Origin of the sequence: Oerskovia jenensis, assembly GCF_016907235.1 — a bacterium.
Classification (GTDB): domain Bacteria; phylum Actinomycetota; class Actinomycetes; order Actinomycetales; family Cellulomonadaceae; genus Oerskovia; species Oerskovia jenensis.
The window spans coordinates 4,249,201-4,271,596 of record NZ_JAFBBO010000001.1; the positions used below are offsets into that span (position 1 = coordinate 4,249,201).

A 22,396-nucleotide genomic window follows, 5' to 3' on the forward strand; every position below is an offset into this window, starting at 1 on the left:
CCGGGCTCGCGCTGCTCGCGCTCGCCGCGGGCGGCTTCACGATCGGCACGACCGAGTTCGCGACCATGGGCCTCCTCCCCGACATCGCGGCCGACCTCGGCGCGACCATCCCGGTCACCGGGCACGCCATCACGGCCTACGCCGTGGGCGTCGTGGTCGGCGCGCCTCTGCTGACCGTGCTCGCCGCACGCGTCTCGCGCAAGAAGCTGCTCATCGCGCTCATGCTGGCCTACACGCTCGGCAACGTGCTCTCGGCCGCCGCCCCCAGCATCGAGGGGCTCATCGCGGGGCGCTTCCTCGCGGGCCTGCCGCACGGGGCGTTCTTCGGCGTCGGGGCCGCGGTCGGCGCGGCCGTCGCCGGACCCGGACGGCGCGGCCACGCCGTGGCCATGATGATGACCGGGCTCACGATCGCGAACGTCGTGGGCGTGCCGCTGTCGACGTTCGCGGGCCAGCAGCTCGGCTGGCGTGCGGCGTTCGTGCTCATCGGGGTCCTGGGCGGCATCACGCTCGCGGCCCTGTGGCGCTGGGTCCCGGCAGGCGCGGGCGACACCGGGTCGAGCGTGAGCAAGGAGCTCGCGGCGCTGCGGAACGGCCCGCTGTGGATCAGCTTCGTGGGAGGAGCGGTCGGCTTCGGCGGCATGTTCGCGGTCTACTCCTACGTCGCGCCCACGCTGACCGAGGTCACCGGGCTCTCGCTCGGGGTCGTCCCCGTGGTCCTCGCGATCTTCGGCCTCGGCATGACGCTCGGGACCGTCGTCGGCGGACGGCTCGCCGACAAGGACGTCCTGCGCACCGTATGGATCGGCTTCGGCTCGACGGCCGTGGCCCTGGTCGCGTTCGCGCTCACCGGCCAGAGCGTGGTGCCCGCGGTCGCGTCGTTGTTCCTGCTGGGCGTGACCTCGCAGATCCTGGGCCTCGCGCTCCAGACCCGGCTCATGGACCTCTCTCCCGGTGCTCCCTCGCTCGGCGCCGCGCTGTGCCACTCGGCCCTCAACGTCGGCAACGCCAACGGCGCGTTCCTCGGCGGCCTCGTCATCGCCGCGGGCTGGGGCTACCTCGACCTCGCCTGGACCGGGCTCGCGCTCACGCTCGCCGGCCTCGCGATCATCGTCCTGTTCGGGCGGCAGCGCGTCGCGCACGTCCGGGAGGGCGAGCCCGCCGTCACCGAGAACGAGGCCGAGGCCGTCGCCGCGTCCTGAGTCGCGTCGCCGCGCGGGGGCCGATCGGCCCCCGCGCGGGTGGCAGCACACCCCGCCACGACCCTGCACGACCGAGCGGTCCGCCGTCCGTCGTGCGACGAGGGGCGACACATCCAGCCAAACCCCAGAGATCGCCGGTACCTTGAGCGCACCTGTGTGCCGGAAGCGCACACGCAGACCCTCAGGAGCGGTTCGTGAGCGAGAGCCCCACCCGTCCTTCCCGCACCCGGCGCACCCCGGGCACGACCCCCGACCGAGACCGGTCCGCTGTCGACGACGCCACCGGCGACGAGCGTGACGACCTCCTCCGGGGAGCCGACGCGAAGAACCTCACCCCTCGAGCCCTCGGATGGGTGCTTCTCGTCGCAGGTGCCGTCGGACTGGTCGGCGCAGCCTGGCTCTCGATCGAGCGCTACCTCAAGCTCATCGACCCCGACCACGTCGCGGCGTGCTCGCTCAACCCGTTCCTCGACTGCGGCCCCGCGATGGCGTCGTGGCAGGGCGCGCTCCTCGGGTTCCCCAACCCCTTCCTCGGCGTCGCTGCCTTCCCCGTCGTCATGACGATCGGTGTCGTGGTGCTCACCGGTGCGCGACTGCCACGATGGTTCTGGCTCACGATGCTGGCCGTCACGACCGTCGCCATGGGGCTCGTCGTCTTCCTCGTGTGGACCAGCCTGTACGCGCTCGTCGTGCTCTGCCCGTTCTGCATGGTCGTGTGGGCCGCGATGCTGCCGATCTTCTGGTTCCAGGTGGTGCACGCCGTCCAGGAGGGACACCTGAAGGTCTCCGAGGGGGTTCGCCGTGTGATCGTCGACAACAAGGGCACGCTCCTCGCGGTGCTCTACGTGCTCCTCGTCGCCTGGGTCTTCCTCGAGATGGGCCCCACGATCGTCGAGTACCTCCAGGCGGTCTGACCGGTTCCCGCCCGCGTTCGTCCGCGGTCGCCGGCCATGTCCGCCCGACCCCGACGCGGGCGGACGTGGCGCCCCGGCACGGCGGGCGAGCGGCGCCGTCGGGCCGGGTGGGACGTGGGCGTCCAGCCCGCGCCCGCCTGCCGGACGACGCCCCGCCGAACGGTAAACTCGCGGGGTGAGCACGCCTGAGAACCCCGCCCCCGAGAACCCCGCCGAGTCCGTGCACGACGCCCCCGCGTCCTCGCCCGAGACGACCTCCCACCGCTACACGCCCGCCCTCGCGCAGGACATCGAGCTCCGGTGGCAGGACGCGTGGGAGGAGCGCGGCACGTTCTGGGCGGCCAACCCCTCGGGCCACCTCACCGACGGCGACGGCAAGCACGCCGACGGGCGCTCGCCCTACTTCATCATGGACATGTTCCCGTACCCCTCGGGCGCGGGCCTGCACGTGGGGCACCCGCTCGGGTACATCGCGACCGACGTCGTCGGGCGCTTCCGGCGCATGTGCGGCGACAACGTGCTGCACGCCCTCGGCTACGACGCGTTCGGCCTGCCCGCCGAGCAGTTCGCGGTGCAGACCGGTCAGCACCCGCGCGTCACGACCGAGGCCAACATGGCCAACATGAAGCGCCAGCTCCGCCGCCTGGGCCTGGGCCACGACTCGCGCCGATCGTTCGCGACGATCGACCCCGAGTACGTCCGCTGGACCCAGTGGATCTTCCTGCAGATCTTCGAGGCCTGGTACGACGAGGACGCCGTGCGTCCCGACGGCGGCACGGGCCGTGCGCGCCCCGTCACCGAGCTCGTGGCCGAGTACGCCGCGGGCACGCGGCCCGTCCCCGGCCACCCCGAGGGCACCCGCTGGGCAGACCTCGACCGCGTCGCGCAGCGCGCCGTGATCGACCCGCAGCGCCTGGCCTACGTGTCCGAGTCTCCCGTGAACTGGGCCCCGGGTCTGGGCACCGTGCTCGCCAACGAGGAGGTCACGTCCGACGGTCGCTCCGAGCGCGGCAACTTCCCCGTCTTCCAGCGCAGCCTGCGCCAGTGGAACATGCGCATCACCGCGTACGCCGACCGCCTGGCCGACGACCTCGACCTCATCGACTGGCCCGAGAAGGTCAAGTCCATGCAGCGCAACTGGATCGGCCGCAGCGAGGGTGCGAACGTGCGCTTCGCGATCGACGGGGCGATCGGCGGGGCCGCGACCCAGGACGTCGAGGTCTTCACCACGCGCCCCGACACCCTGTTCGGCGCGACGTTCATGGTCGTCTCGCCCGAGCACCCCCTGCTCGACGAGGTCCCCGCCGAGTGGCCCGACGGCACGCGCGACGCGTGGACCGGCGGGCACGCGACCCCCATCGACGCCGTCGCCGCCTACCGCAAGGAGGCCGCGGCCAAGACCGCGGTCGAGCGCCAGGCCGACGCCGGCAAGAAGACCGGCGTGTTCACGGGCCACCTCGCGGTCAACCCCGTCAACGGCACGCTCATCCCCGTGTTCACCGCGGACTACGTCCTCATGGGCTACGGCACGGGTGCCATCATGGCCGTCCCCGGCGGCGACGAGCGCGACCACGCGTTCGCCGAGGCCTTCGAGCTGCCCGTGGTCCGCACGGTCGCGGCCCCCGAGGGCCACGAGGGCGCCTGGACGGGCGACGGCGAGATCGTCAACTCGTCCAACGACGAGATCTCGCTCGACGGCCTGAGCGTGCTCGACGCCAAGCGCGCCATGATCGAGTGGCTCGAGGCCAAGGACATCGGCACGGGCACCGTCACCTACCGCCTGCGCGACTGGCTCTTCAGCCGCCAGCGCTACTGGGGCGAGCCGTTCCCCATCGTCTACGACGAGAACGACCAGCCCATCGCGCTGCCCGACGAGCTGCTGCCCGTCAACCTGCCCGAGGTCCCCGACTACTCGCCGCGCACCTACGAGCCCGACGACGCCGACTCCTCGCCCGAGCCGCCGCTGGGCCGCAACGAGGACTGGGTCAACGTCACGCTCGACCTGGGCGACGGTCCCAAGACCTACCGCCGCGACACCAACACCATGCCCAACTGGGCCGGGTCCTGCTGGTACTACCTGCGCTACCTCGACCCCGCGGACACCGAGCACATGGCCTCGCCCGAGCTCGAGAAGTACTGGACGGGCCCCGGGCACAACGCCACGGCCGGGCCCGCGGGCGGCGTCGACCTGTACGTGGGCGGCGTCGAGCACGCCGTGCTGCACCTGCTCTACGCGCGCTTCTGGCACAAGGTGCTCCTGGACCTGGGGCACGTGACCAGCACCGAGCCGTTCCACAAGCTCTTCAACCAGGGCTACGTGCAGGCCTACGCCTACACCGACGCGCGCGGCGCGTACGTGCCGGCCGAGGAGGTCGTCGAAGAAGGCAGCGGCGACGAGGTCCGGTACCTGTGGAAGGGCGAGCCCGTCCACCGCGAGTACGGGAAGATGGGCAAGTCGCTCAAGAACGTCGTGACGCCCGACGACATGTACGAGGCCTACGGCGCCGACACGTTCCGCGTGTACGAGATGTCCATGGGGCCGCTCGACCTGTCGCGCCCCTGGGACACGCGCGCCGTCGTCGGCTCGCAGCGGTTCCTGCAGCGGCTGTGGCGCAACGTGGTCAGCGAGGACACGGGCGAGACGACGGTCTCCGACGAGCCCGCCGAGGTCGCGACCCTGCGCCTGGTCCACCGGACGATCGCGGACGTGCGCGTCGAGATGGAGCACATGCGCTCCAACACGGCGATCGCCAAGCTCATCGCGCTCAACAACCACCTCACGGGGCTGGACCGTGTGCCGCGCGAGGCGATCGAGCCGCTGATCCTCATGGTGGCGCCCATCGCGCCGCACATCGCGGAAGAGCTGTGGTCCCGCCTCGGCCACCCGCAGTCGCTGGCCCACGCGCCCTTCCCGGTCGCGCTCGACGAGTACCTGGTCGAGGACACCGTGACGTGCGTCGTGCAGGTCCAGGGCAAGGTCCGCAGCCGCCTCGAGGTCCCGCCGTCGATCGGCGAGGACGAGCTGCGTGAGCTGGCACTGGCGGACGCGAACGTGCAGCGCACGCTCGACGGGCGGGGCATCCGCACGGTCATCGTCCGCGCCCCGAAGCTGGTGAACGTGGTCCCGGCCTGACATCTCTGTTGAGTGCGTGATTCGGCTGCGACTCGCCCGGCGAGTCGCAGCCGAATCACGCACTCAACGGCGCGTTGTCCACAGATTCGTCGGCTCACCACTATGGCGCCGCCGATCGGCGCATCGTGGCCGCATGACGAACCCTCAGATGCCATCGGTCGTGCTCCGCTCGCGGGACGCAGCGAGCTATGGGCTGACACGCCACGACCTGGGCCGGCCCTGGTGGGAGGCGCCGATCCGCGGAGTGCGCGTGCCGACCGGCAGTGTCGACACTGTCGCCGCCCGGTGCCGCGCCGCTCTGGAGATCTTGCCGCCGTCCGCCGCGTTCAGCCACGTCACAGCGCTCAGGTTGCTCGGGATCGAGGTGCCTTGGCGGTTGGACCGCGGGTTCGCCGGAGGTCACGAGACGCCAGAACGCCTGCACGTCGTCGTTCCGCGTCGGGACGTGCGGCCGCAGAGGAAGGACCTCGTCGCCCACGCGTGCAACCAGCCGGCGCTCGAGGTCTTCACGTGGCACGGCCTCCCGGTCACGACACCCGCGCAGACCTGGCTCCACCTCTCTGACGGGCTCAGCGTGACCGATCTCGTGGTGCTGGGGGACTCCATGACTCGCCGGAAGAACCCTGCGACGACCGTCGAGAAGCTGCGCGACCTGCTCGCTGCGACACACAAGATGCGAGGGATAGTCAGTGCGCGTGCGGCGATCGAGCACGTCGTCGCTGGGACCGATTCCTCGATGGAGTCCCGGACGCGGATGATCCTCGTGGAAGCGGGACTGCCCTGTCCGCAGGTCAACGTGCCTGCGATCGACCCGTCGGGGGCGTTCCTGGCGCTGCCCGACATGTCCTACCCGGCGCTCCGGATCGCGATCGAGTACGACGGCGACGTCCACCGGACCGATCCGGCCACCTGGCGACGAGACGTCGAGCGTCGGCAGCGCCTCGAAGAGGCTGGCTGGCTGATCATCACGGTCACCGCGGACGATGTGATCCGACATCCTGAACGGCTGATCCGCCGTGTACAGGCGGCCCTGGCTCGTTGAGTGCGTGATTCGGCTGCGACACGCCCGGCGAGTCGCAGCCGAATCACGCACTCAGCGGAGCTGGCCGTCTCAGCGGCGGCGGGTGCCGAACACCGTCCGCGTGATCTCCCGCCCGAGCTGCGTCGCCATCGACCCCAGGAACTTGTCGAGCCCCGACGACGCGCTCGACTTCCGGGGAGTGCTCCGCGTCCCGCTCCCGGCGCGGGCCGCGTCCCGTTCGAGCTTGGCGCGCATCTTCTCGAGCTCGTCGGCCTGCTTCTTGGCCGCCTTGTCCGCCTCCTTCTGGGCGGCCTCCTGCTCCTTGGCGACCTTCTCGGCGGTCGCCGCCTGTTCCGCCGCGGCCCGCTGCGCGGCGATCCGCGCGGTCAGCAGCTCGTAGGCCGACTCGTTGTCGACCGCCACGGTGTACCGCGCGGCGAGCGGCGAGCCTGCCACGATCCCGTCGATCACGGCCTCCGGTGCGGGCTCCATCGACGACTGCGGCGCCCGCACCCGGGTCCACGCGACCGGTGTCGGGGCACCCTTCTCGGTCAGCACCGTGACCACGGCCTCGCCCGTCCCGAGCGACTGCAGCAGCTGCTCCAGGTCGTAGGGGGACCGCGGGAACGTCCGCACGGCCGCGCGCAGGGCCGCGGCGTCGTCGGGCGTGAAGGCGCGCAGCGCGTGCTGGACGCGGTTGCCGAGCTGGGCCAGGACGTCGGCGGGCACGTCCTTGGGGCTCTGCGTCACGAAGAACACGCCCACGCCCTTGGAGCGGATGAGCCGCACGGTCTGCACGACCTGCGCCACGAATTCCTTGGTCGCACCCGTGAACAGCAGGTGCGCCTCGTCGAAGAAGAAGACGAGCCTGGGCTTGTCGAGGTCGCCGACCTCGGGCAGGTCCTGGTACAGGTCGGCGAGCAGCCACATGAGGAACGTCGAGAAGAGCGCGGGCCGGTCCTGGACGGCGGGCAGCTCGAGCGCCGAGATCGTGCCGCGGCCATCGGCGGCGACGCGCAGCAGCTCGGTCGTGTCGAACGCGGGCTCGCCGAAGAACACGTCCGCTCCTTGCGCCTGGAGCGTCACGATCTCGCGCAGGATGACACCGGCCGTGGCCGTGGACAGCCCGCCGATGCCCGTGAGCTCGGCCTTGCCGTCGTCCGAGGTGAGGTACGCGATGGTCGACTGCAGGTCCTTGAGGTCGAGCAGTGCGAGGCCCTGCGTGTCGGCCCAGTGGAAGATGAGCCCCAGGCTCGACTCCTGCGTGTCGTTGAGCCCCAGCACCTTGGACAGCAGCAGCGGCCCGAAGTCGCTCACGGTCGTCCGGATCGGGATGCCCTTGCCGAGCCCGCCGAGCGAGTAGAACTCGACCGGGTAGGTGGTCGGCTCCCAGTCCTGCCCGATGCTCGCGGTGCGCTCGAGGATCTTCTCGCCGCTCGCGCCGGGCACGGCGAGCCCCGACAGGTCGCCCTTGATGTCGGCGACGAACGTCGGCACCCCGGCGTCGGACAGTCCTTCGGCCATGCCCTGCAGCGTCTTGGTCTTGCCCGTCCCGGTGGCCCCGGCGACCAGTCCGTGGCGGTTGAGCATCGCGAGCGAGAACCCGACCTGGACGTCGGCGCGCGGCACGGGGTCGCCGGGAGCCGCGTCGGGGGCTTCGAGCAGCGCACCCAGCGCGAGCGTCGCGTCCTTGGAGGCGTAGCCCGCGGCGACCTCGGCGGGGTAGCCGTCCAGGGGGCCCGACGGCGGAGCCTGCGCGGGAGGTGCGGCTGCCGGGTCCGGGGTGGCCGGGTCCGGCGTGCCCGACGGCGCGGCGTCGGCGGGTGCGTCAGGCGCCTCGGTGCCCGGTCCGGCGGGGGAACCCGCACCGGAGGGGGTGCCGGTGCTGCCGGCCGCTGCGGCCTCGGCGGCCTCGAGCGCGGCCTGTGCTGCGGCGGCCTTGGCCTCGGCCGCCTCGGCGGCTGCCTGTGCGGCGGCTGCCTTCAGGGCGGCGAGCTCTGCGGGGGAGGGGGCTGCGTCGTCGGGCATGTCTCGGATACTAGGGCGGTGCCCCGGTGAGCGCGCGGCGCAGGATGCGACCGCCCGTGACCGCCACGTAAGGTGTCCCGAAGATGAGTCCTGCGAAGCACCCGGCCGTCCACGTCGTCACGGACTCGACCGCCTCCCTCCCCACCGGTGACCACCCGGCGCTGTCCGTGGTGCCCCTGCACGTGCTGGCCGGGGACGAGGTGTTCCTCGAGGGCGTCGACGTCTCGCCGGACGACGTCGCGGAGCGGATCGGTGCGGGCGAGCGGGTCACGACCTCGCAGCCGACGCCGCACGCCCTGGTCACGGCCTACGAGGCTGCGGCGGGGGCCGGTGCGCGGTCGATCGTCTCGATCCACCTGTCGGGAGACCTGTCGGGCACGGTGCACGCGGCCGCGCTCGCGGCGACGCGCTCCCCGGTGCCGGTGCGGGTCGTGGACTCGCGGACCGTCGCGATGGGGCTGGGGTTCGCGGCGCTCGCGGCGGCCGACGCCGCGGCGGCCGGCGGGACCGTCGACGAGGTGGCTCGCCGCGCGATCGCGGTCGCGGACTCGAGCCGAGCGATCTTCATGGTCGACTCGCTCGACCACCTGCGCCGCGGTGGCCGCCTGGGAGTGGCGGCCGCGACCCTCGGGACCGTGCTCGGCGTGAGACCGCTGCTCGCGGTGCGCGACGGTCGCATCGAGGTGATCCAGAAGGTCCGGACGCGGGGCGCGGCGGTGGACCGGCTGATCCAGGTGGCGGTCGACTCGGTCGAGCGTCGGGGCGAGCCCGAGCTCGCGGTGCACTACCTGGGCGACGACGGCGCGGCGAGAGACGTGGCCGACCGGCTGTGGGACGAGACCGGGGTGCGGGCATCGGTCACGCCCGTGAGCGCGGTCGTCGGGGCCCACGCGGGACCCGGTGTGCTGGCGATCGTCGTGGCGGACCGCGCACCGTAGGCCCTTCCTCGGCGGTTGGCCGTGCACAGGTCGGCCTGCAGCGCGTCGCGTCCACAGCACCCTCGCCGCGCCCGGCGGGCGGTGGGGCCAGGGGCCTAGCGTGCCCGCGTGACCTTCTCCCGGACGCGCCCACCGACCGCCGACGACGACCTGCCGCACGTCGGCGTGCGCGGGGCCGACCCCTCGGTCGACGGGGGAGGAGCCGGGTTGCGTCGCCTGCGCGGCCTCGACCCGACTCTCGACCGGACTCTCGACCCGATTCTCGACCCCGGGTCGAGACGCAGTGGTCCCGCGCCGGAGGGTGAGGACGCCACGTGGTGGCGGGGGGCGGAGGGGCTGGACCGCGAGACGTCGATCGCCGGCCCGGGGCGCTCAGCGGGCGACCTGCGGCCCTCACGTTCGACCTCAGGTTCAGGGTCGGGTGCTGAGGGCGAGGAGCTGCCGTGGGAGAGGGACGCACCTCGACGCGGTCCCCTGTTCGCGGTCGCCGAGGCGTACACGGCCGCGAACGGCCACCCGACGACGCACTCGGGGTTCGAGCACGTGCACGACGGCGGCCCGCGCCGCTGGTCCGTGGGGGCAAGGACAGCCGTGGTCGCCGCGGTCGCGGTGCTGCTGCTCGCGATCGTCGTCGGTGCGTGGGCGCTCGCGGACGGTGACGACCTGCGCCCCGTGGCAGCGCTGGGAGCACCGGGCGCGGAACACGACGTCCCGGGGACGGTCGTGGACGCGGGTCCGGGCGACGACGACTCCGACGGGTCCCGCCCCGAGCAGGGAGCCGCACCTGGACAGGCCGCCGAGGAGGGAACTTCGCCGCCTGCGGTGCGCGACGTCGTCGTGCACGTGGTCGGGGCGGTGGCCGCGCCCGGGCTCGTGACGGTGCCCGCGGGGTCACGCGTCGTCGACGCGCTCACCGCGGCCGGGGATGCCACCGGGGACGCGGATCTCGCGGGGGTGAACCTGGCACGGGAGGTCGTCGACGGCGAGCAGATCGTCGTGCCTCGACCCGGTGAGGTCGTCGCCGCCGTTCCGCAGCCCGCACCGGGAGGCGCTGCACCGGCGACGGGACCGCTCGACCTCAACTCGGCCGACGAGGCCGCCCTCGACGGACTGTCGGGGATCGGACCCGTGCTCGCTGCCCGGATCGTCGAGTGGCGAGAGGCGAACGGACCGTTCACGACCGTCGAGGAGCTGGGGGAGGTGAGCGGGATCGGAGACGCACTGCTCGCGAGGCTGCGCGACCAGGTCCGGGTCTGAGGTGCGGCCCGCGTCGCCCTCGCCCGTGGCGTCGTCGAACGGGGCACCTGCGGGCCCGCCGTCACCGCTCGCCGCGCCGTCACCGCTCGCCGCGCCGCGGCCGCCACGGGCGACCGCGACCGACCTCCGGCTGGTGCCCTCCGCGCTCGCCTCCTGGGGGAGCGCGTGGTGGCTCTCGGCGGCCGGACCCGGCCCGGTGCTGGTATCGGTCGTCGTGACCGCCGTCCTGCTGACGCTCCTCGGGGCGCTGCTGCTCACGACGCGAGGACGAACGGATCACGCGACCGTGCTGGTCGGCGTGGTGCCCGACTCCGGTGGGCCAGGTGCCCTGGGGAGCCGGCGGCCGGATGCGGTCGCGCGCACGCCGCGCGCACCGGGGGCGCCTGGGCAGCGGCAGCGCGCGCCGCGACACCGCCGGCTCGGGCAGGTCGTCGTGCTCCTGGCGTGCGTGCTCGCCGTCCTGGTGGCCGGGTCGGTCCACCTCGTCGAGCGAGCCGCGGGGGGCGCCGCGGACCTCGCGGCGCGGGGCGCGACGGTCGAGGTCGTCGGGCGGGTCGTCGGCGAGCCGGAGAAGGTGACCAACCCGTGGTCGGGGGAGACGGACTCCGTGCGCACCACGCTCGCCCTCTCGACCGTGCAGGGCCGCGGCGTGGCAGCCCCCGCGGGCGGGCAGGCCGACGTCCTCGCAGGTCTCGCCTGGGGCGACGTGACCTACGGGAGCGAGGTCCGCGCGTCGGGCACGCTGACGCTCGCCGACCCCGGCGACAAGGCCGTCGCGACGCTCGTCGCGACCGGACCACCCGGGCTCGTCGCCGAACCCGGACCGGTCCTGCGGACCGTCGACATCCTGCGGACCGACCTGCTCACGGCCTCGGACGGGCTGCCCGACGACGCGCGAGCGCTCCTGCCCGGTGTGGCGGTCGGCGACACGTCACGCATCGACGACGAGCTCGACTCGGCCCTCAGGACCACGGGGCTGACGCACGTGACGGCGGTCTCGGGCGGGCACTTCGCGATCGTCGTCGCGACCGTGACCGCGCTGTGCGCCACGGCACGTGCGCCGCGCTGGGCACGCGTGGTCGTGACGGGTGCGGCCATGGCGGGCTTCGTCCTGCTGGTCCACCCCGACCCGAGCGTGCTGCGCGCCGCGGCCATGGGGGTCGTCGGGCTCGCCGGGGTCGGGCTGGGGCGGCCGTCCAGGGCGATGCCGGCGCTCGCGGCCGTTGTGGTCGTGCTGCTCGTGCTGGACCCGTGGCTCGCGCGCTCGTACGGGTTCGTCCTGTCGAGCGTCGCGACCGCCGCCCTGGTGCTCGGGACCCAGCCCGTGGCCCGGCGCCTCGCTCCGTGGATCGGCAAGGTCCCGGCGTTCGCGCTCGCGGTCCCCCTGACGGCGCAGCTCGCGTGCGCGCCGATCCTCGTGCTGCTCGACCCCTCCGTCGCGACCTACGCGGTACCCGCCAACCTGGTCGCCGCCCCGGCGCTCGTGCCGGCGACCGTGCTCGGGGTGCTCGCGACGATCGTGGCGCCGTGGTTCCCGCTGGGCGGGGTGCTGCTCGCATGGCCCGCGGGGCTGGCGTCCTGGTGGATCGCCGCCGTGGCGCGCTTCTTCGCGGACCTGCCCGGGGCGCGGCTGCCGTGGCCCGGCGGGCTCGGCGGAGCGGCGGCGCTCGCGGTGCTGACGGTCGTCGGGATCGTCCTGGTGTGGCGGTGGCGGTGGGTCGCGGGCCTGGTCGGGGTGCGCGTGCCGTGGAGCCGGGGGAGCGGGTGGCCCCACGCGTGGCGCACGGCGGTGCGGGCGAACGCACGGGAGGCGTTCACCGCCCGACGGCGTCGCGCCACACTGCGCCTTCTGGTGGCCTGGTCGCTGCTCGCCACCGTGGCCACCGGATGCGTGGTCCTCGCGTGGCCGCGCTGGGTCGCCCCCGCAGGACGGGACGTGCCGGCCGACTGGGCGGTCACGGCGTGCGACGTCGGGCAGGGTGACGGACTCGTGGTCCGCACCGGGGCCGGGCGCGGCCTCATGATCGACGTCGGGCCCGCAGGGGACGCCGCAGGGAACTGCCTCGACGAGCTCGGTGTCGAGCGCCTCGACCTGCTCGTGCTCACGCACTTCCACGCCGACCACGTCGGTGGGCTCGACGCGGTGCTCGACGGACGTCGGGTGGACAGGGTGCTCGTGACCGGCCTCGGGGACCCGGCCGCGCAGGCCGATCGGGTTCTCGACGACCTGACCGGCCGAGGGGTGCTCGTCGAGGTCGCCGAGCCCGGGACCGGCGGGGTGCTCGGCGACGTGTCGTGGGAGGTGCTGCAGGCCGGACCGGGCACCACGTCCAGCGACCCGTCGCCGAGCCGTCAGCGGGGGCGGCCCACCCTCGCCGAGGCCGACGGGGGAGCCAACGACGCGAGCATCGCCCTGCTCGTCACCACCCCGCAGCTCACGCTCGTCACGCTCGGCGACCTCGAGGACGCCGGGCAGGAGGCGCTCGAGCGGACCTTGCGGTCCCGCGACGGTGGTGCCGAGGTCGACGTCGTCAAGGTCGCTCACCACGGGTCCCGCGTCCAGTCGCCGGGGCTTGCGGCACTCCTGAGCCCCACGGTCGCGATCGTGAGCTCGGGCGAGAACACCTACGGTCACCCGACCGACGCTGCACTCGACCTCTACGGGAGCGTCGGAGCGGCGGTCCTGCGCACGGACCGGTGCGGGACGTTCGCGCTCGTCGTGCGTGACGCGGCTCTCGCGGTCGCCGGCTGCGCGGACGGCTGACGGGACGGGCTGCGCCGCTCGGATGCCGAGCATGCGGTTGTGGTCGGTCGAGCATGCGGTTGTCGTCCGGAATCCGGCCCGTCACGACGCCCACCGCATGCTCGGCACCGGGGCGTGCACCGGGACGTGCACCGGGACGTGCACCGGGACGTGCACCGGGGCGTGCACCGGGACGTGCACCGGGGCGTGCACCGGGGCGTGTCCCGGGATGTGCCCCGGGTGGGTGGGCCGTGGGATCGTTGTGCCCATGGCTGCCGCTCCCTCCCGCACCTCTGCCCGCCCGTCCGCGACCCTCCCCTGGAACGCCGTCGAGCTCGCGCCCGTGGTGCTGGTGCAGGGACCCGAGGGGCTGCTCGCGGAGCGAGCCGTCGACGCGCTGCTCGAGCTCGCTCGGGCCCGCGACCCCGAGGCGGAGAAGTCGGAGATCGAGGCCGTGACCTACGAGTCCGGCATGCTGACGGTCGCCGCGAGCCCGTCGCTCTTCGGTGAGCCCAAGTTCGTCGTGGTGCGGGGCGCGGAGGCGGCGGCCGACGCGCTCATCCCGGACGTCGTGGACTACGTGGCCTCGCCGGACCCGGAAACGACCGTCGTGATCGTGCACGGCGGCGGGGTGCGGGGCAAGAAGATGCTCGACGCGATCCGGGCGAGCGGAGCCCCGGTCGTGGTGTGCGAGGCCATCAAGAAGGACGCCGACAAGCTGTCGTTCGTCGCCGCGGAGTTCAAGGCTGCGGGGCGTCGGGCCGACGCGGGAGCGGTCAAGGCGCTCGTCGAGGCGCTCGGCAACGATCTGCGCGAGCTCGCGAGCGCGTGCGCACAGCTCGTCGCGGACACCACGGGCACCATCAGTGCCGCGACGGTCGACCGGTACTACGGGGGCAGGGTCGAGGCCACGGGGTTCCGGGTCGCCGACGCGGCCGTCGCGGGCAAGGCGGGCGAGGCCGTGTCGTTGCTGCGGCACGCGCTCGCGACGGGCCTGGACCCCGTGCCGCTGGTCGCTGTGCTCGCGATGAAGCTGCGCACGCTCGCCAAGGTCGCCGCGATGCGCGGCCGCGGGGGAGTCTCGGCCAAGGACCTGGGACTGGCGCCGTGGCAGATCGACCGTGCCAAGAAGGACCTGTCGAGCTGGAGCCCCGAGGGGCTCGCCGCCGCGATCACCGCAGTGGCGCAGGCGGACGCCGAGGTCAAGGGCGGCGGCCGTGACCCGGTCTTCGCGGTCGAGCGTGCGGTGCTGACGATCGCCGGGGCGCACGGCTCGGGACGGTGAGCGCCCCGGGCCCCGTGGTGCCGGGCCAGGACGCGAGCGCCGGTGTACGGGTCCGGCGCGCGACCCAGGACGACCTGGACGCGGTCGCCGAGATCGAGCGCCGTGCCCGTCGTGGCGCGGACCGGGAGCAGCTCGTGCTCGCCCTGGTCGACCCGGAACGGGTCGTGGTCGTCGCGACCGTGGACGACCAGGTCGTCGGCTGGGGGAAGACCCACCGGTGGTCGTACGCAGACGGACCTGCGCCGGTCGGCCACTACCTCGGAGGCGTCACGGTCGACCCGGGCTTCCGCCGCGGTGGCGTCGGGAGCGCGCTGACCCGGGCACGCATGGACTGGGTGGCCGAGCGAGCGGGCTTCGTCTGCTGCGTCGTGAACGCGACCAACGTCGCCTCGCTCGCACTGCACGAGGGCCTGGGGTTCCGCGAGGTGGCACGTGCGGCGTCGTTCCACACGATCCGTTTCACGGGCGGGAGCGGCGTGCTCCTGCGGGCCGAGCTCGGCACGGGCCGCGCCTGACGGCACCGCCCCGCCCGATGGTGTTCTCCTGCGGACCGGCTCGATCCGACGGCGCTCCACGCAGGCCGGAACGAACGATCCGTCCCCGGACGCACGAGAGGCGCTGCCCCGTGGAGGGAGCAGCGCCTCTCGACGTTCACCGTGCAGCCCGAGGTGGATCAGGGGCGCACAAGGTCACGCGTGGAAGGGAGTGTCACGCTCAGAGAGCGTTGACGGCCTTCGACAGAGCCGACTTGCGGTTCGCAGCCTGGTTCTGGTGGATGACACCCTTGGAGACTGCCTTGTCGAGCTTCTTCGACGCGGTGGCGAGGGCGCTGGCAGCGGCCTCCTTGTCACCGGCGGCGACGGCCTCGCGAACGCGGCGAACGTTCGTCTTGAGCTCCGACTTGACGGCCTTGTTGCGCAGACGAGCCTTCTCGTTCGTCTTGATGCGCTTGATCTGAGACTTGATGTTTGCCACGTGTGGACTTTCTGGTGTGTTCGCCGAAGCGATCGAATAGGTCGTAGAGGGCGATTCCAGCTCCGGGACTGGGGGTGGGGAACCCTTGGGGAGGAGCTGGAACTGTGCCCGCCGACCTGGGCGGACACGCAGCCACCAAGACTACCAGCCGACCGCGAGAACGGCCAGAATGCTCACCGCCGGCCCCCGGTCCGACGGTTCGACGGACGGTTCGGCGGGCCGTGGGCACAGCGCGCCCACGGTGGGTGGCGCTCCTCGCGGGCCGTGCGGCCGCCCCGGACGGCTCTCTCAGACCTTGCCCATCTCGCGCACGATCGTGTCGAACGTGGAACGACCCATGACCGCTCCTTCGCGGCGCACGGCGCCCGGGTCGACACGGATCACGCGGTCGAGGCGGACCTCGCTGTCGCGACCCTGCGCGTCCCAGGGGCCGGAGCCGATGTCGAGCCAGTGCCGCCCCCACCGCGCCTCGTCCGCCGCGTCGCGCGAGTGGTCCTTGCTCGAGAGCATGATCGCGAGGAGCCAGTCGCCGTCGCGCCCGACGAGCAGCACGGGACGGTCCTTGCCCTGGGAGAAGTCCTCCTCGAAGGGGACCCACGTCCAGACGATCTCACCGGGGTCCGGGTCGCCGTCGAGCTGCGGGGAGTACTCGGCGCGGACGCGCCCCGTGTAGTCGCCGGGGTAGGTGCCGGTGCCGGGCCGGGGTCCGCGCTGGGGCGTGGTCGCCCCGGCCGTGCGGCCTGCGGGCCCGGCCTGCTGAGCCGCACGGGGTCGTGGGCCCCGCGTCCCCGACGCCGTCGTGCCCGTCCGCGGGCGTGGCGCCACCCCGCGCGGGGTGCCCGACGTCGTCGGGCCGGAGGGCTTGTGCGCCGTCTCCGATCCGCCACCCGGGCGGGACGAGCCGCCGAGCGCGCCGAGGATCGCGCGGGCCGCGTCCGTGAGCAGGGAGATCCACATGTTCTGAGCCACGCCCGCAATCTACCCGCGCCGGGCGGGGGAGCAGGGCGCGTCCAGGCGGTCGACGCCTGTCCAGCACGCACTGGCGCCCACCCGGCGCACGCAGCAGTGCCCCGGCGTGCCCGGGCGCGTGAGCCTCGGCCGTGCGGGGTCGTGGGACAATGGTGGTTGCTGTCCGACCCTGCGTGCGACGACCAGCGACCTGCCGGGCGCGTCCCGGCGGCTCACGCTCCGTCGTCGAGCACCGATCCGCAGGGGCGGGCGCCGTCCGCCGCCCCGTCTTGACCCACCACAGGAGCGCACCCCCGTTGTCCCCGATCCCCAGCGCCCAGCTGAGCACCCGCATCCAGCCCGCGGCGACGCCGCCCGCGCTGCTGCGCAACTTCTGCATCATCGCGCACATCGACCACGGCAAGTCCACGCTGGCCGACCGCATGCTGCAGCTGACCGGCGTCGTCGACGCGCGCGCGATGCGTGCCCAGTATCTCGACCGCATGGACATCGAGCGCGAGCGCGGCATCACGATCAAGTCGCAGGCCGTGCGCATGCCGTGGGCCGTGCGCGAGGGTGACGACCCGGACGACGAGTCGGCGCCGCTCGTGCCGTACGCCCTGAACATGATCGACACCCCGGGGCACGTCGACTTCACGTACGAGGTCTCGCGCTCGCTCGCCGCGTGCGAGGGGGCCGTGCTGCTCGTCGACGCCGCGCAGGGCATCGAGGCGCAGACCCTCGCGAACCTGTACCTCGCGATGGAGAACGACCTCGCGATCATCCCGGTGCTCAACAAGATCGACCTGCCGGCCGCGCAGCCCGAGAAGTACGCGGAGGAGATCGCTGGCCTCGTGGGCGTCGACCCGTCGACCGTCCTGAAGGTCTCGGGCAAGACGGGCATGGGCGTGACCGAGCTCCTCGACCGCATCGTCGAGGAGGTGCCGGCCCCGCAGGGGGACGCCGACGCCCCGGCGCGCGCCATGATCTTCGACTCGGTCTACGACACCTACCGCGGCGTCGTGACGTACGTGCGTGTGGTCGACGGCAGCCTGAACCCGCGCGAGAAGATCGTCATGATGTCGACCAAGGCGACGCACGAGCTCCTCGAGATCGGCGTGAGCGCGCCCGAGCCGCACCCCACCAAGGGGCTCGGGGTGGGCGAGGTCGGCTACCTCATCACGGGCGTCAAGGACGTGCGCCAGTCCAAGGTCGGCGACACCGTCACGAACGCGGCCAAGCCCGCGGAGGACGCGCTCGGCGGCTACAGCGACCCCAAGCCCATGGTCTTCTCTGGCCTGTACCCCATCGACGGCTCGGACTACCCGGTCCTGCGTGACGCCCTGGACAAGCTCAAGCTCAACGACGCGGCGCTCAACTACGAGCCCGAGACCTCGGTCGCGCTCGGCTTCGGGTTCCGCGTGGGCTTCCTGGGCCTGCTGCACCTGGAGATCGTGCGCGAGCGCCTCGAGCGCGAGTTCGACCTCGAGCTCATCTCGACCGCCCCGAACGTCGTCTACGAGGTGACCCTCGAGGACCGCTCGGTCGTCACGGTCACCAACCCGAGCGAGTTCCCGGGCGGCAAGATCGGCGAGATCCGCGAGCCGATCGTCAAGGCCACGATCCTGTGCCCGACCGAGTTCATCGGTGCGGTCATGGAGCTGTGCCAGGGCAAGCGCGGCGTGCTGGGCGGCATGGACCACCTCTCGCAGGAGCGCGTCGAGCTGCGCTACACGCTGCCGCTCGCGGAGATCGTGTTCGACTTCTTCGACCAGCTCAAGTCGAAGACGCGCGGCTACGCGTCGCTCGACTACGAGCTCTCGGGCGAGCAGGCGGCGGACCTGGTCAAGGTCGACATCCTGCTCCAGGGGCAGACGGTCGACGCCTTCAGCGCGATCGTGCACAAGGACAAGGCGTACTCGTACGGCGTCATGATGACGGAGAAGCTCAAGGAGCTCATCCCGCGTCAGCAGTTCGAGGTCCCCATCCAGGCGGCCGTGGGCGCGCGCGTGATCGCCCGCGAGACCATCCGCGCGATCCGCAAGGACGTGCTCGCCAAGTGCTACGGCGGCGACATCAGCCGTAAGCGCAAGCTGCTCGAGAAGCAGAAGGAGGGCAAGAAGCGCATGAAGACGATCGGTACGGTCGAGGTCCCCAAGGACGCGTTCATCGCGGCGCTGTCCTCCGACGGCGCGGGCAGCGCCGGCGGCAAGGACGCGAAGGACAAGTCCAAGAAGTGATGTGCTGCTCTTCTCGTGAGCGCGTGGCTCCCGTCCTGGGAGCCGCGCGCTCCGCGGCGTCCGGGGCACGGGCATGAGCCCGGCTCTCCCGGACGGCATCCCCGTGCCCGACGACGGCGCTCTCCCCGCGTGGGTGGGTGCGGGTCCTGGTGGGGCGGGGTCGGACGACCACGCGGGTCGTGACTTCGGCGTGTATCTGCACGTGCCGTTCTGCACGGTGCGGTGCGGGTACTGCGACTTCAACACGTACACGGCCTCCGAGCTGGGCGGTGGTGCGAGCCAGGCGTCGTACGCGGACACGGCCCTGCGGGAGATCGACCTCGCGGCGCGGGTCATGGACCGCGCCGGGTTGGCCTCGCGCCCGGTCTCGACCGTGTTCGTGGGCGGCGGCACCCCGACCCTGCTGCCTGCCGGCGACCTGGGACGCATGCTCGCGGGCGTGCGCGACGCGTGGGGCCTCGCCCCGGGCGCCGAGGTCACGACCGAGGCGAACCCCGACTCGGTGACCCCGGAGTCGCTCGCCGAGCTCGCTGCGGCGGGCTTCACGCGGGTGTCGTTCGGCATGCAGTCGGCCGTGCCGCGCGTGCTCGCGACGCTCGAGCGCACGCACGACCCGCGCCGTATCCCCGACGTGGTGCGCTGGGCGCGCGACGCGGGGCTCGCGGTGTCGCTCGACCTGATCTACGGGACGCCCGGCGAGAGCCTCGACGACTGGCGCACGAGCCTCGAGGCCGCGCTCGCGACGGGGGTCGACCACGTCTCGGCATACGCGCTCGTCGTGGAGCAGGGGACCAAGATGGCCGCGCAGGTTCGTCGTGGGGACATCTCGTTGCCGAGCGAGGACGACCAGGCCGAGAAGTACGAGCTCGCGGACGAGCTGCTCACCGCGGCCGGTCTCGAGTGGTACGAGGTCAGCAACTGGGCCCGGCGCTCTCCCGAGGGCGAGGGGCCGGACCCGGCGTACGTGTGCCGTCACAACCTCGCGTACTGGCGGGGTGAGGACTGGTGGGGGATCGGCCCGGGAGCGCACTCGTACATCGGTGGCGCATCGAACCGTACAGATTGTTCGGCCGATGTCGACGAGCCCTCAGGGGTCCTCCAGGACGTGTCCGACGACTCGGCCGACGACTCGGCCCAGCCTGCGCCGGGCGGTCGCGAGGGCGTGCGATGGTGGAACGTGAAGCACCCGCGACGCTACGCGGCGTTGCTCGAGGCGGGCACCAGCCCGGCGGCCGGACGGGAGCTCCTGACGGTCGCCGAGGCCCATCTCGAACGTGTCATGCTCGGGGTGCGACTGCGAGAAGGACTGGACCTGAGCGTCCTTACCGAGGTGGGCCGGCGCAACGTGGCCGGCATGGTCGCGGCGGGCCTCCTCGACGGCAAGGCGGCGATCCGTGGCCGCGGGGTGCTGACCCTGCGGGGGCGGTTGCTGGCGGACACGGTGGTACGGGAGCTGACTGACGGGTGACGACGGTAGGACAGTCGGCTCGGGCGCAGGCCGGAGCAGCCGGGACCTCGACCGACCGCGTCGACGTGTGGCAGCGACTGCGACCTGCCGACCTCGACCTCGGCTCCCCGGACCGGTCCCTCGTCGGGCCCCTGCCGCAGAGCCCACCGGCTGCCGGTGGGCACCGCCCGTCCCGACCCGTCCGTCCGACGGTCCGGTACCGGCGGATCGCCGGGCTCGACGGGCTGCGTGCGCTGGCCGTGCTCTCGGTCATGGTCTTCCACTTCGCGCCCCACCTGCTTCCCGGCGGGTACGTGGGTGTCGACGTCTTCTTCGTGCTCTCGGGCTTTCTCATCACGACGCTCCTGGTCCGCGAGTTCCGGGCTCGGCGGGCCGTGTCGTTGAGCCGGTTCTGGGTCCGGCGGGCCCGGAGGCTGCTGCCGGCCCTGGGGCTCGTCGTCCTGGTGTGCACGGCCGCGGCGGGCCTGGTCGGGGGCGATCTCCTGGTGGGGATCGGGGCGCAGGTGGCCGGTGCCGCCACGTTCACGAGCAACTGGGTCTACATCGCCCAGGGGAGCACGTACTCCGGGGGGCTGGCGCCGCAGATCTTCGCGAACCTGTGGTCGCTCGCGGTCGAGGAGCAGTTCTACCTGGTGTGGCCGCTCGTGGTCCTCGCCGTGCTCGCGCTGCGGATCACCCGGCGCAGGGCCCTGGTCCTGGCGGGGGTGCTCGCCGTGGGGTCCGCCGTCGCGATGGCGCTCCTCTACTCGCCCGGCACGGACCCGACCCGGGTCTACTTCGGTACCGACACCCACCTGTTCGGGCTCATGATCGGCGCCTTCCTGTCGTTCTGGCACCTGCGCACCGGGCGCCCCACGCTGGTCCGCGAGTCCCCTCGGACGACGACGCGCAGGGGGACGCTGTTCGTCCTGGGGGCGGGCGTCGCGGGTGCGATCGTCCTGGTCGTCGCGATGCTCTGGATGCCGTGGGACGACGGCATCACCTACCGGGGTGGGCTGTTCGTCGTGTCGCTCGCGACCGCCGGGGTCGTCAACCTGGTGCTGCACGCGCCGCGACTCGGCAGTCAGCTCGACCGCGGGCCGATGGGCTGGATCGGTGCGCGCTCCTACGGCCTGTACCTGTGGCACTGGCCGGTCTTCGTCCTGGTGGCCGCGCTCGCCGGAGGCGGGGGGCTGTACGCGAGCCCCGGTCCCTGGGTCGCGCTCGCCGCGACGGTCGTGACGTTCGGCGCCGCGGCACTGTCCTACCGCTACGTCGAACGTCCCGTCATGGGGCGCGGCCTGCTGGGCTACGCGCGCACGCTCGTGGCGTGGCTCCGCCGGGGAGCGACGGGGCGCAACCCCTTGCCCGCCCGTGGGTGGCTCACGGTCGGTGGCGTCGTGGTGGTCGTCGGGCTCGCGGTCTCGGGGTTCGTGCGGGCCCCGGCGACCTCCTCGGTCGAGGCGCAGATCCGCGCGGGCCAGGAGGTCGCGGCGCAGACCCAGCAGCCGGGCGGCGCCGCACCCGAGGCGCCCCCGGCTCCTGCTGAGGTCGCGACCCCGGCGCCGCCGGCTCCAGGCCCTGTCGCCCCGGAACCCGCACCCGCGCCCCCGACCGGCGACCAGGTCACGATCATCGGCGACTCGGTCACGCTCGCCAGCGCGCCCGCGCTGGCTGCCACGCTCCCCGGTGTCCTGATCGACGGCGCCGTGGCCCGGCAGATGAAGGACGCCGTCGGCCTCGTCGACGCCGTCCGAGCGGCCGGGAACCTGCGGCCCTACGTCGTCCTCTCGCTCGGCACCAACAGCACGGTCGACGCCGCGATGATGGACAAGGTCCTGGCCGCGATCGGCCCCGACCACACGGTCGTGCTCGTCACGGGGTACGCCGACCGGTCCTGGGTGCCGGTCACGAACGCGGAGCTGGTCGGCGCGGCCCAGCGCCACGGGAACGTCGTGGTCGCCGACTGGAGCGGCGCGGTCTCGGCCCAGCCGACGTTCCTCGGGCCCGACGGCGTGCACCCCACGGGGGAGGGCACCTCGCTCTACGCGGGGGTCGTCACGGGCGGGCTCGCCCAGGCAGCCGGGCTCCGCGGGCCCTGATCCCGCGCCGTCCCGCTCGACGGACGGGACTGTGGCGTCGCTCACCCCCGGTCGTCGTTCCTCGTGTGGCGCGAATCGCCGGACGGCCCCATCGTTGGTATCGACAGGTGAAATGTTCGATCGTCACAGTCTGTCCACAGTGTGGCTTGCCGCACCCCGACGA

16 protein-coding genes are annotated in these 22,396 nt (G+C 73.1%); 12 read left to right on the forward strand and 4 right to left on the reverse strand.

Features of this window, described 5'->3' with window-relative positions; translation table 11 throughout:
• Window positions 1–11 precede the first annotated feature (11 nt).
• From JOD49_RS18975 to JOD49_RS18990, 4 genes are all read left to right on the forward strand, one after another.
• Complete coding sequence (locus JOD49_RS18975) at window positions 12–1,202, forward strand: MFS transporter (protein ID WP_239526815.1); 1,191 nt, start codon at window positions 12–14, stop codon at window positions 1,200–1,202.
• Window positions 1,203–1,396: 194 nt separating this feature from the next.
• Window positions 1,397–2,116 carry a vitamin K epoxide reductase family protein gene (locus tag JOD49_RS18980; protein WP_205308542.1) on the forward strand — a complete coding sequence of 240 codons (720 nt, stop codon included), beginning with the start codon at window positions 1,397–1,399 and terminating at the stop codon, window positions 2,114–2,116.
• Between the two features lie 220 nt (window positions 2,117–2,336).
• Window positions 2,337–5,249: a leucine--tRNA ligase gene (gene leuS / locus JOD49_RS18985; protein WP_205309105.1), complete on the forward strand. Its 2,913-nt coding sequence runs from the start codon at window positions 2,337–2,339 to the stop codon at window positions 5,247–5,249.
• A gap of 133 nt (window positions 5,250–5,382) precedes the next feature.
• Window positions 5,383–6,291, forward strand: a complete 909-nt coding sequence (locus JOD49_RS18990; RefSeq protein ID WP_205308543.1) for a PDDEXK-like endonuclease domain-containing protein — start codon at window positions 5,383–5,385, stop codon at window positions 6,289–6,291.
• A 69-nt stretch (window positions 6,292–6,360) separates the two neighbouring features.
• Here JOD49_RS18990 and JOD49_RS18995 read toward each other — a convergent pair whose 3' ends face one another.
• The gene (locus JOD49_RS18995; protein WP_205308544.1) at window positions 6,361–8,298 is read right to left on the reverse strand and encodes a helicase HerA-like domain-containing protein; all 1,938 of its coding nucleotides are present in this window, start codon (window positions 8,296–8,298) and stop codon (window positions 6,361–6,363) included.
• Between the two features lie 83 nt (window positions 8,299–8,381).
• On the opposite strand from JOD49_RS18995, the gene JOD49_RS19000 reads away from it, so the two are divergent.
• The 3 genes from JOD49_RS19000 (at window position 8,382) to JOD49_RS19010 (ending at window position 13,257) form a co-directional block, all read left to right on the forward strand.
• Window positions 8,382–9,236, forward strand: coding sequence for a DegV family protein (locus JOD49_RS19000; protein WP_205308545.1), 855 nt, complete (start codon window positions 8,382–8,384; stop codon window positions 9,234–9,236).
• Between the two features lie 108 nt (window positions 9,237–9,344).
• Window positions 9,345–10,493: a ComEA family DNA-binding protein gene (locus JOD49_RS20415; RefSeq protein ID WP_307822650.1), complete on the forward strand. Its 1,149-nt coding sequence runs from the start codon at window positions 9,345–9,347 to the stop codon at window positions 10,491–10,493.
• A 133-nt stretch (window positions 10,494–10,626) separates the two neighbouring features.
• Window positions 10,627–13,257, forward strand: a complete 2,631-nt coding sequence (locus JOD49_RS19010) for a ComEC/Rec2 family competence protein (RefSeq protein WP_307822651.1) — start codon at window positions 10,627–10,629, stop codon at window positions 13,255–13,257.
• A gap of 81 nt (window positions 13,258–13,338) precedes the next feature.
• Here the strand turns inward: JOD49_RS19010 and JOD49_RS19015 are convergent, their stop codons facing one another.
• The gene (locus tag JOD49_RS19015; protein ID WP_205308547.1) at window positions 13,339–13,506 is read right to left on the reverse strand and encodes a hypothetical protein; all 168 of its coding nucleotides are present in this window, start codon (window positions 13,504–13,506) and stop codon (window positions 13,339–13,341) included.
• Here JOD49_RS19015 and holA point away from each other — a divergent pair.
• Window positions 13,505–14,521: a DNA polymerase III subunit delta gene (gene holA, locus JOD49_RS19020; protein ID WP_205308548.1), complete on the forward strand. Its 1,017-nt coding sequence runs from the start codon at window positions 13,505–13,507 to the stop codon at window positions 14,519–14,521. The two genes, JOD49_RS19015 and holA, sit on opposite strands and share 2 nt — an antisense overlap.
• Window positions 14,518–15,036: a GNAT family N-acetyltransferase gene (locus JOD49_RS19025; protein ID WP_307822652.1), complete on the forward strand. Its 519-nt coding sequence runs from the start codon at window positions 14,518–14,520 to the stop codon at window positions 15,034–15,036. Before holA ends, JOD49_RS19025 begins: the two co-directional genes overlap by 4 nt.
• Window positions 15,037–15,235: 199 nt before the next feature.
• Here JOD49_RS19025 and rpsT read toward each other — a convergent pair whose 3' ends face one another.
• Together rpsT and JOD49_RS19035 are read right to left on the reverse strand one after the other, a co-directional pair.
• Window positions 15,236–15,496 carry a 30S ribosomal protein S20 gene (rpsT, locus tag JOD49_RS19030; protein ID WP_191788967.1) on the reverse strand — a complete coding sequence of 87 codons (261 nt, stop codon included), beginning with the start codon at window positions 15,494–15,496 and terminating at the stop codon, window positions 15,236–15,238.
• Window positions 15,497–15,784: 288 nt separating this feature from the next.
• Window positions 15,785–16,465, reverse strand: a complete 681-nt coding sequence (locus JOD49_RS19035; protein ID WP_205308549.1) for a type II toxin-antitoxin system PemK/MazF family toxin — start codon at window positions 16,463–16,465, stop codon at window positions 15,785–15,787.
• Window positions 16,466–16,761: 296 nt separating this feature from the next.
• On the opposite strand from JOD49_RS19035, the gene lepA reads away from it, so the two are divergent.
• The 3 genes from lepA (at window position 16,762) to JOD49_RS19050 (ending at window position 22,233) form a co-directional block, all read left to right on the forward strand.
• The gene (gene lepA / locus JOD49_RS19040) at window positions 16,762–18,684 is read left to right on the forward strand and encodes a translation elongation factor 4 (RefSeq protein ID WP_205308550.1); all 1,923 of its coding nucleotides are present in this window, start codon (window positions 16,762–16,764) and stop codon (window positions 18,682–18,684) included.
• Between the two features lie 73 nt (window positions 18,685–18,757).
• Window positions 18,758–20,152 carry a radical SAM family heme chaperone HemW gene (gene hemW / locus JOD49_RS19045; RefSeq protein ID WP_205308551.1) on the forward strand — a complete coding sequence of 465 codons (1,395 nt, stop codon included), beginning with the start codon at window positions 18,758–18,760 and terminating at the stop codon, window positions 20,150–20,152.
• Window positions 20,149–22,233 (forward strand): acyltransferase family protein, encoded by a 2,085-nt coding sequence (locus JOD49_RS19050; protein ID WP_205308552.1) that lies wholly within the window; start codon window positions 20,149–20,151, stop codon window positions 22,231–22,233. Before hemW ends, JOD49_RS19050 begins: the two co-directional genes overlap by 4 nt.
• Window positions 22,234–22,396: the final 163 nt, after the last annotated feature.

Excerpts from the sequence above, each read along its gene's own strand:
- JOD49_RS18990 (WP_205308543.1), top strand. The coding sequence starts at position 5,383 with ATGACGAACCCTCAGATGCCATCGGTCGTGCTCCGCTCGCGGGACGCA.
- JOD49_RS18995 (WP_205308544.1), bottom strand. The coding sequence starts at position 8,298 with ATGCCCGACGACGCAGCCCCCTCCCCCGCAGAGCTCGCCGCCCTGAAG.
- JOD49_RS19000 (WP_205308545.1), top strand. The coding sequence starts at position 8,382 with ATGAGTCCTGCGAAGCACCCGGCCGTCCACGTCGTCACGGACTCGACC.
- holA (WP_205308548.1), top strand. The coding sequence starts at position 13,505 with ATGGCTGCCGCTCCCTCCCGCACCTCTGCCCGCCCGTCCGCGACCCTC.
- JOD49_RS19015 (WP_205308547.1), bottom strand. The coding sequence starts at position 13,506 with ATGGGCACAACGATCCCACGGCCCACCCACCCGGGGCACATCCCGGGA.
- hemW (WP_205308551.1), top strand. The coding sequence starts at position 18,758 with ATGAGCCCGGCTCTCCCGGACGGCATCCCCGTGCCCGACGACGGCGCT.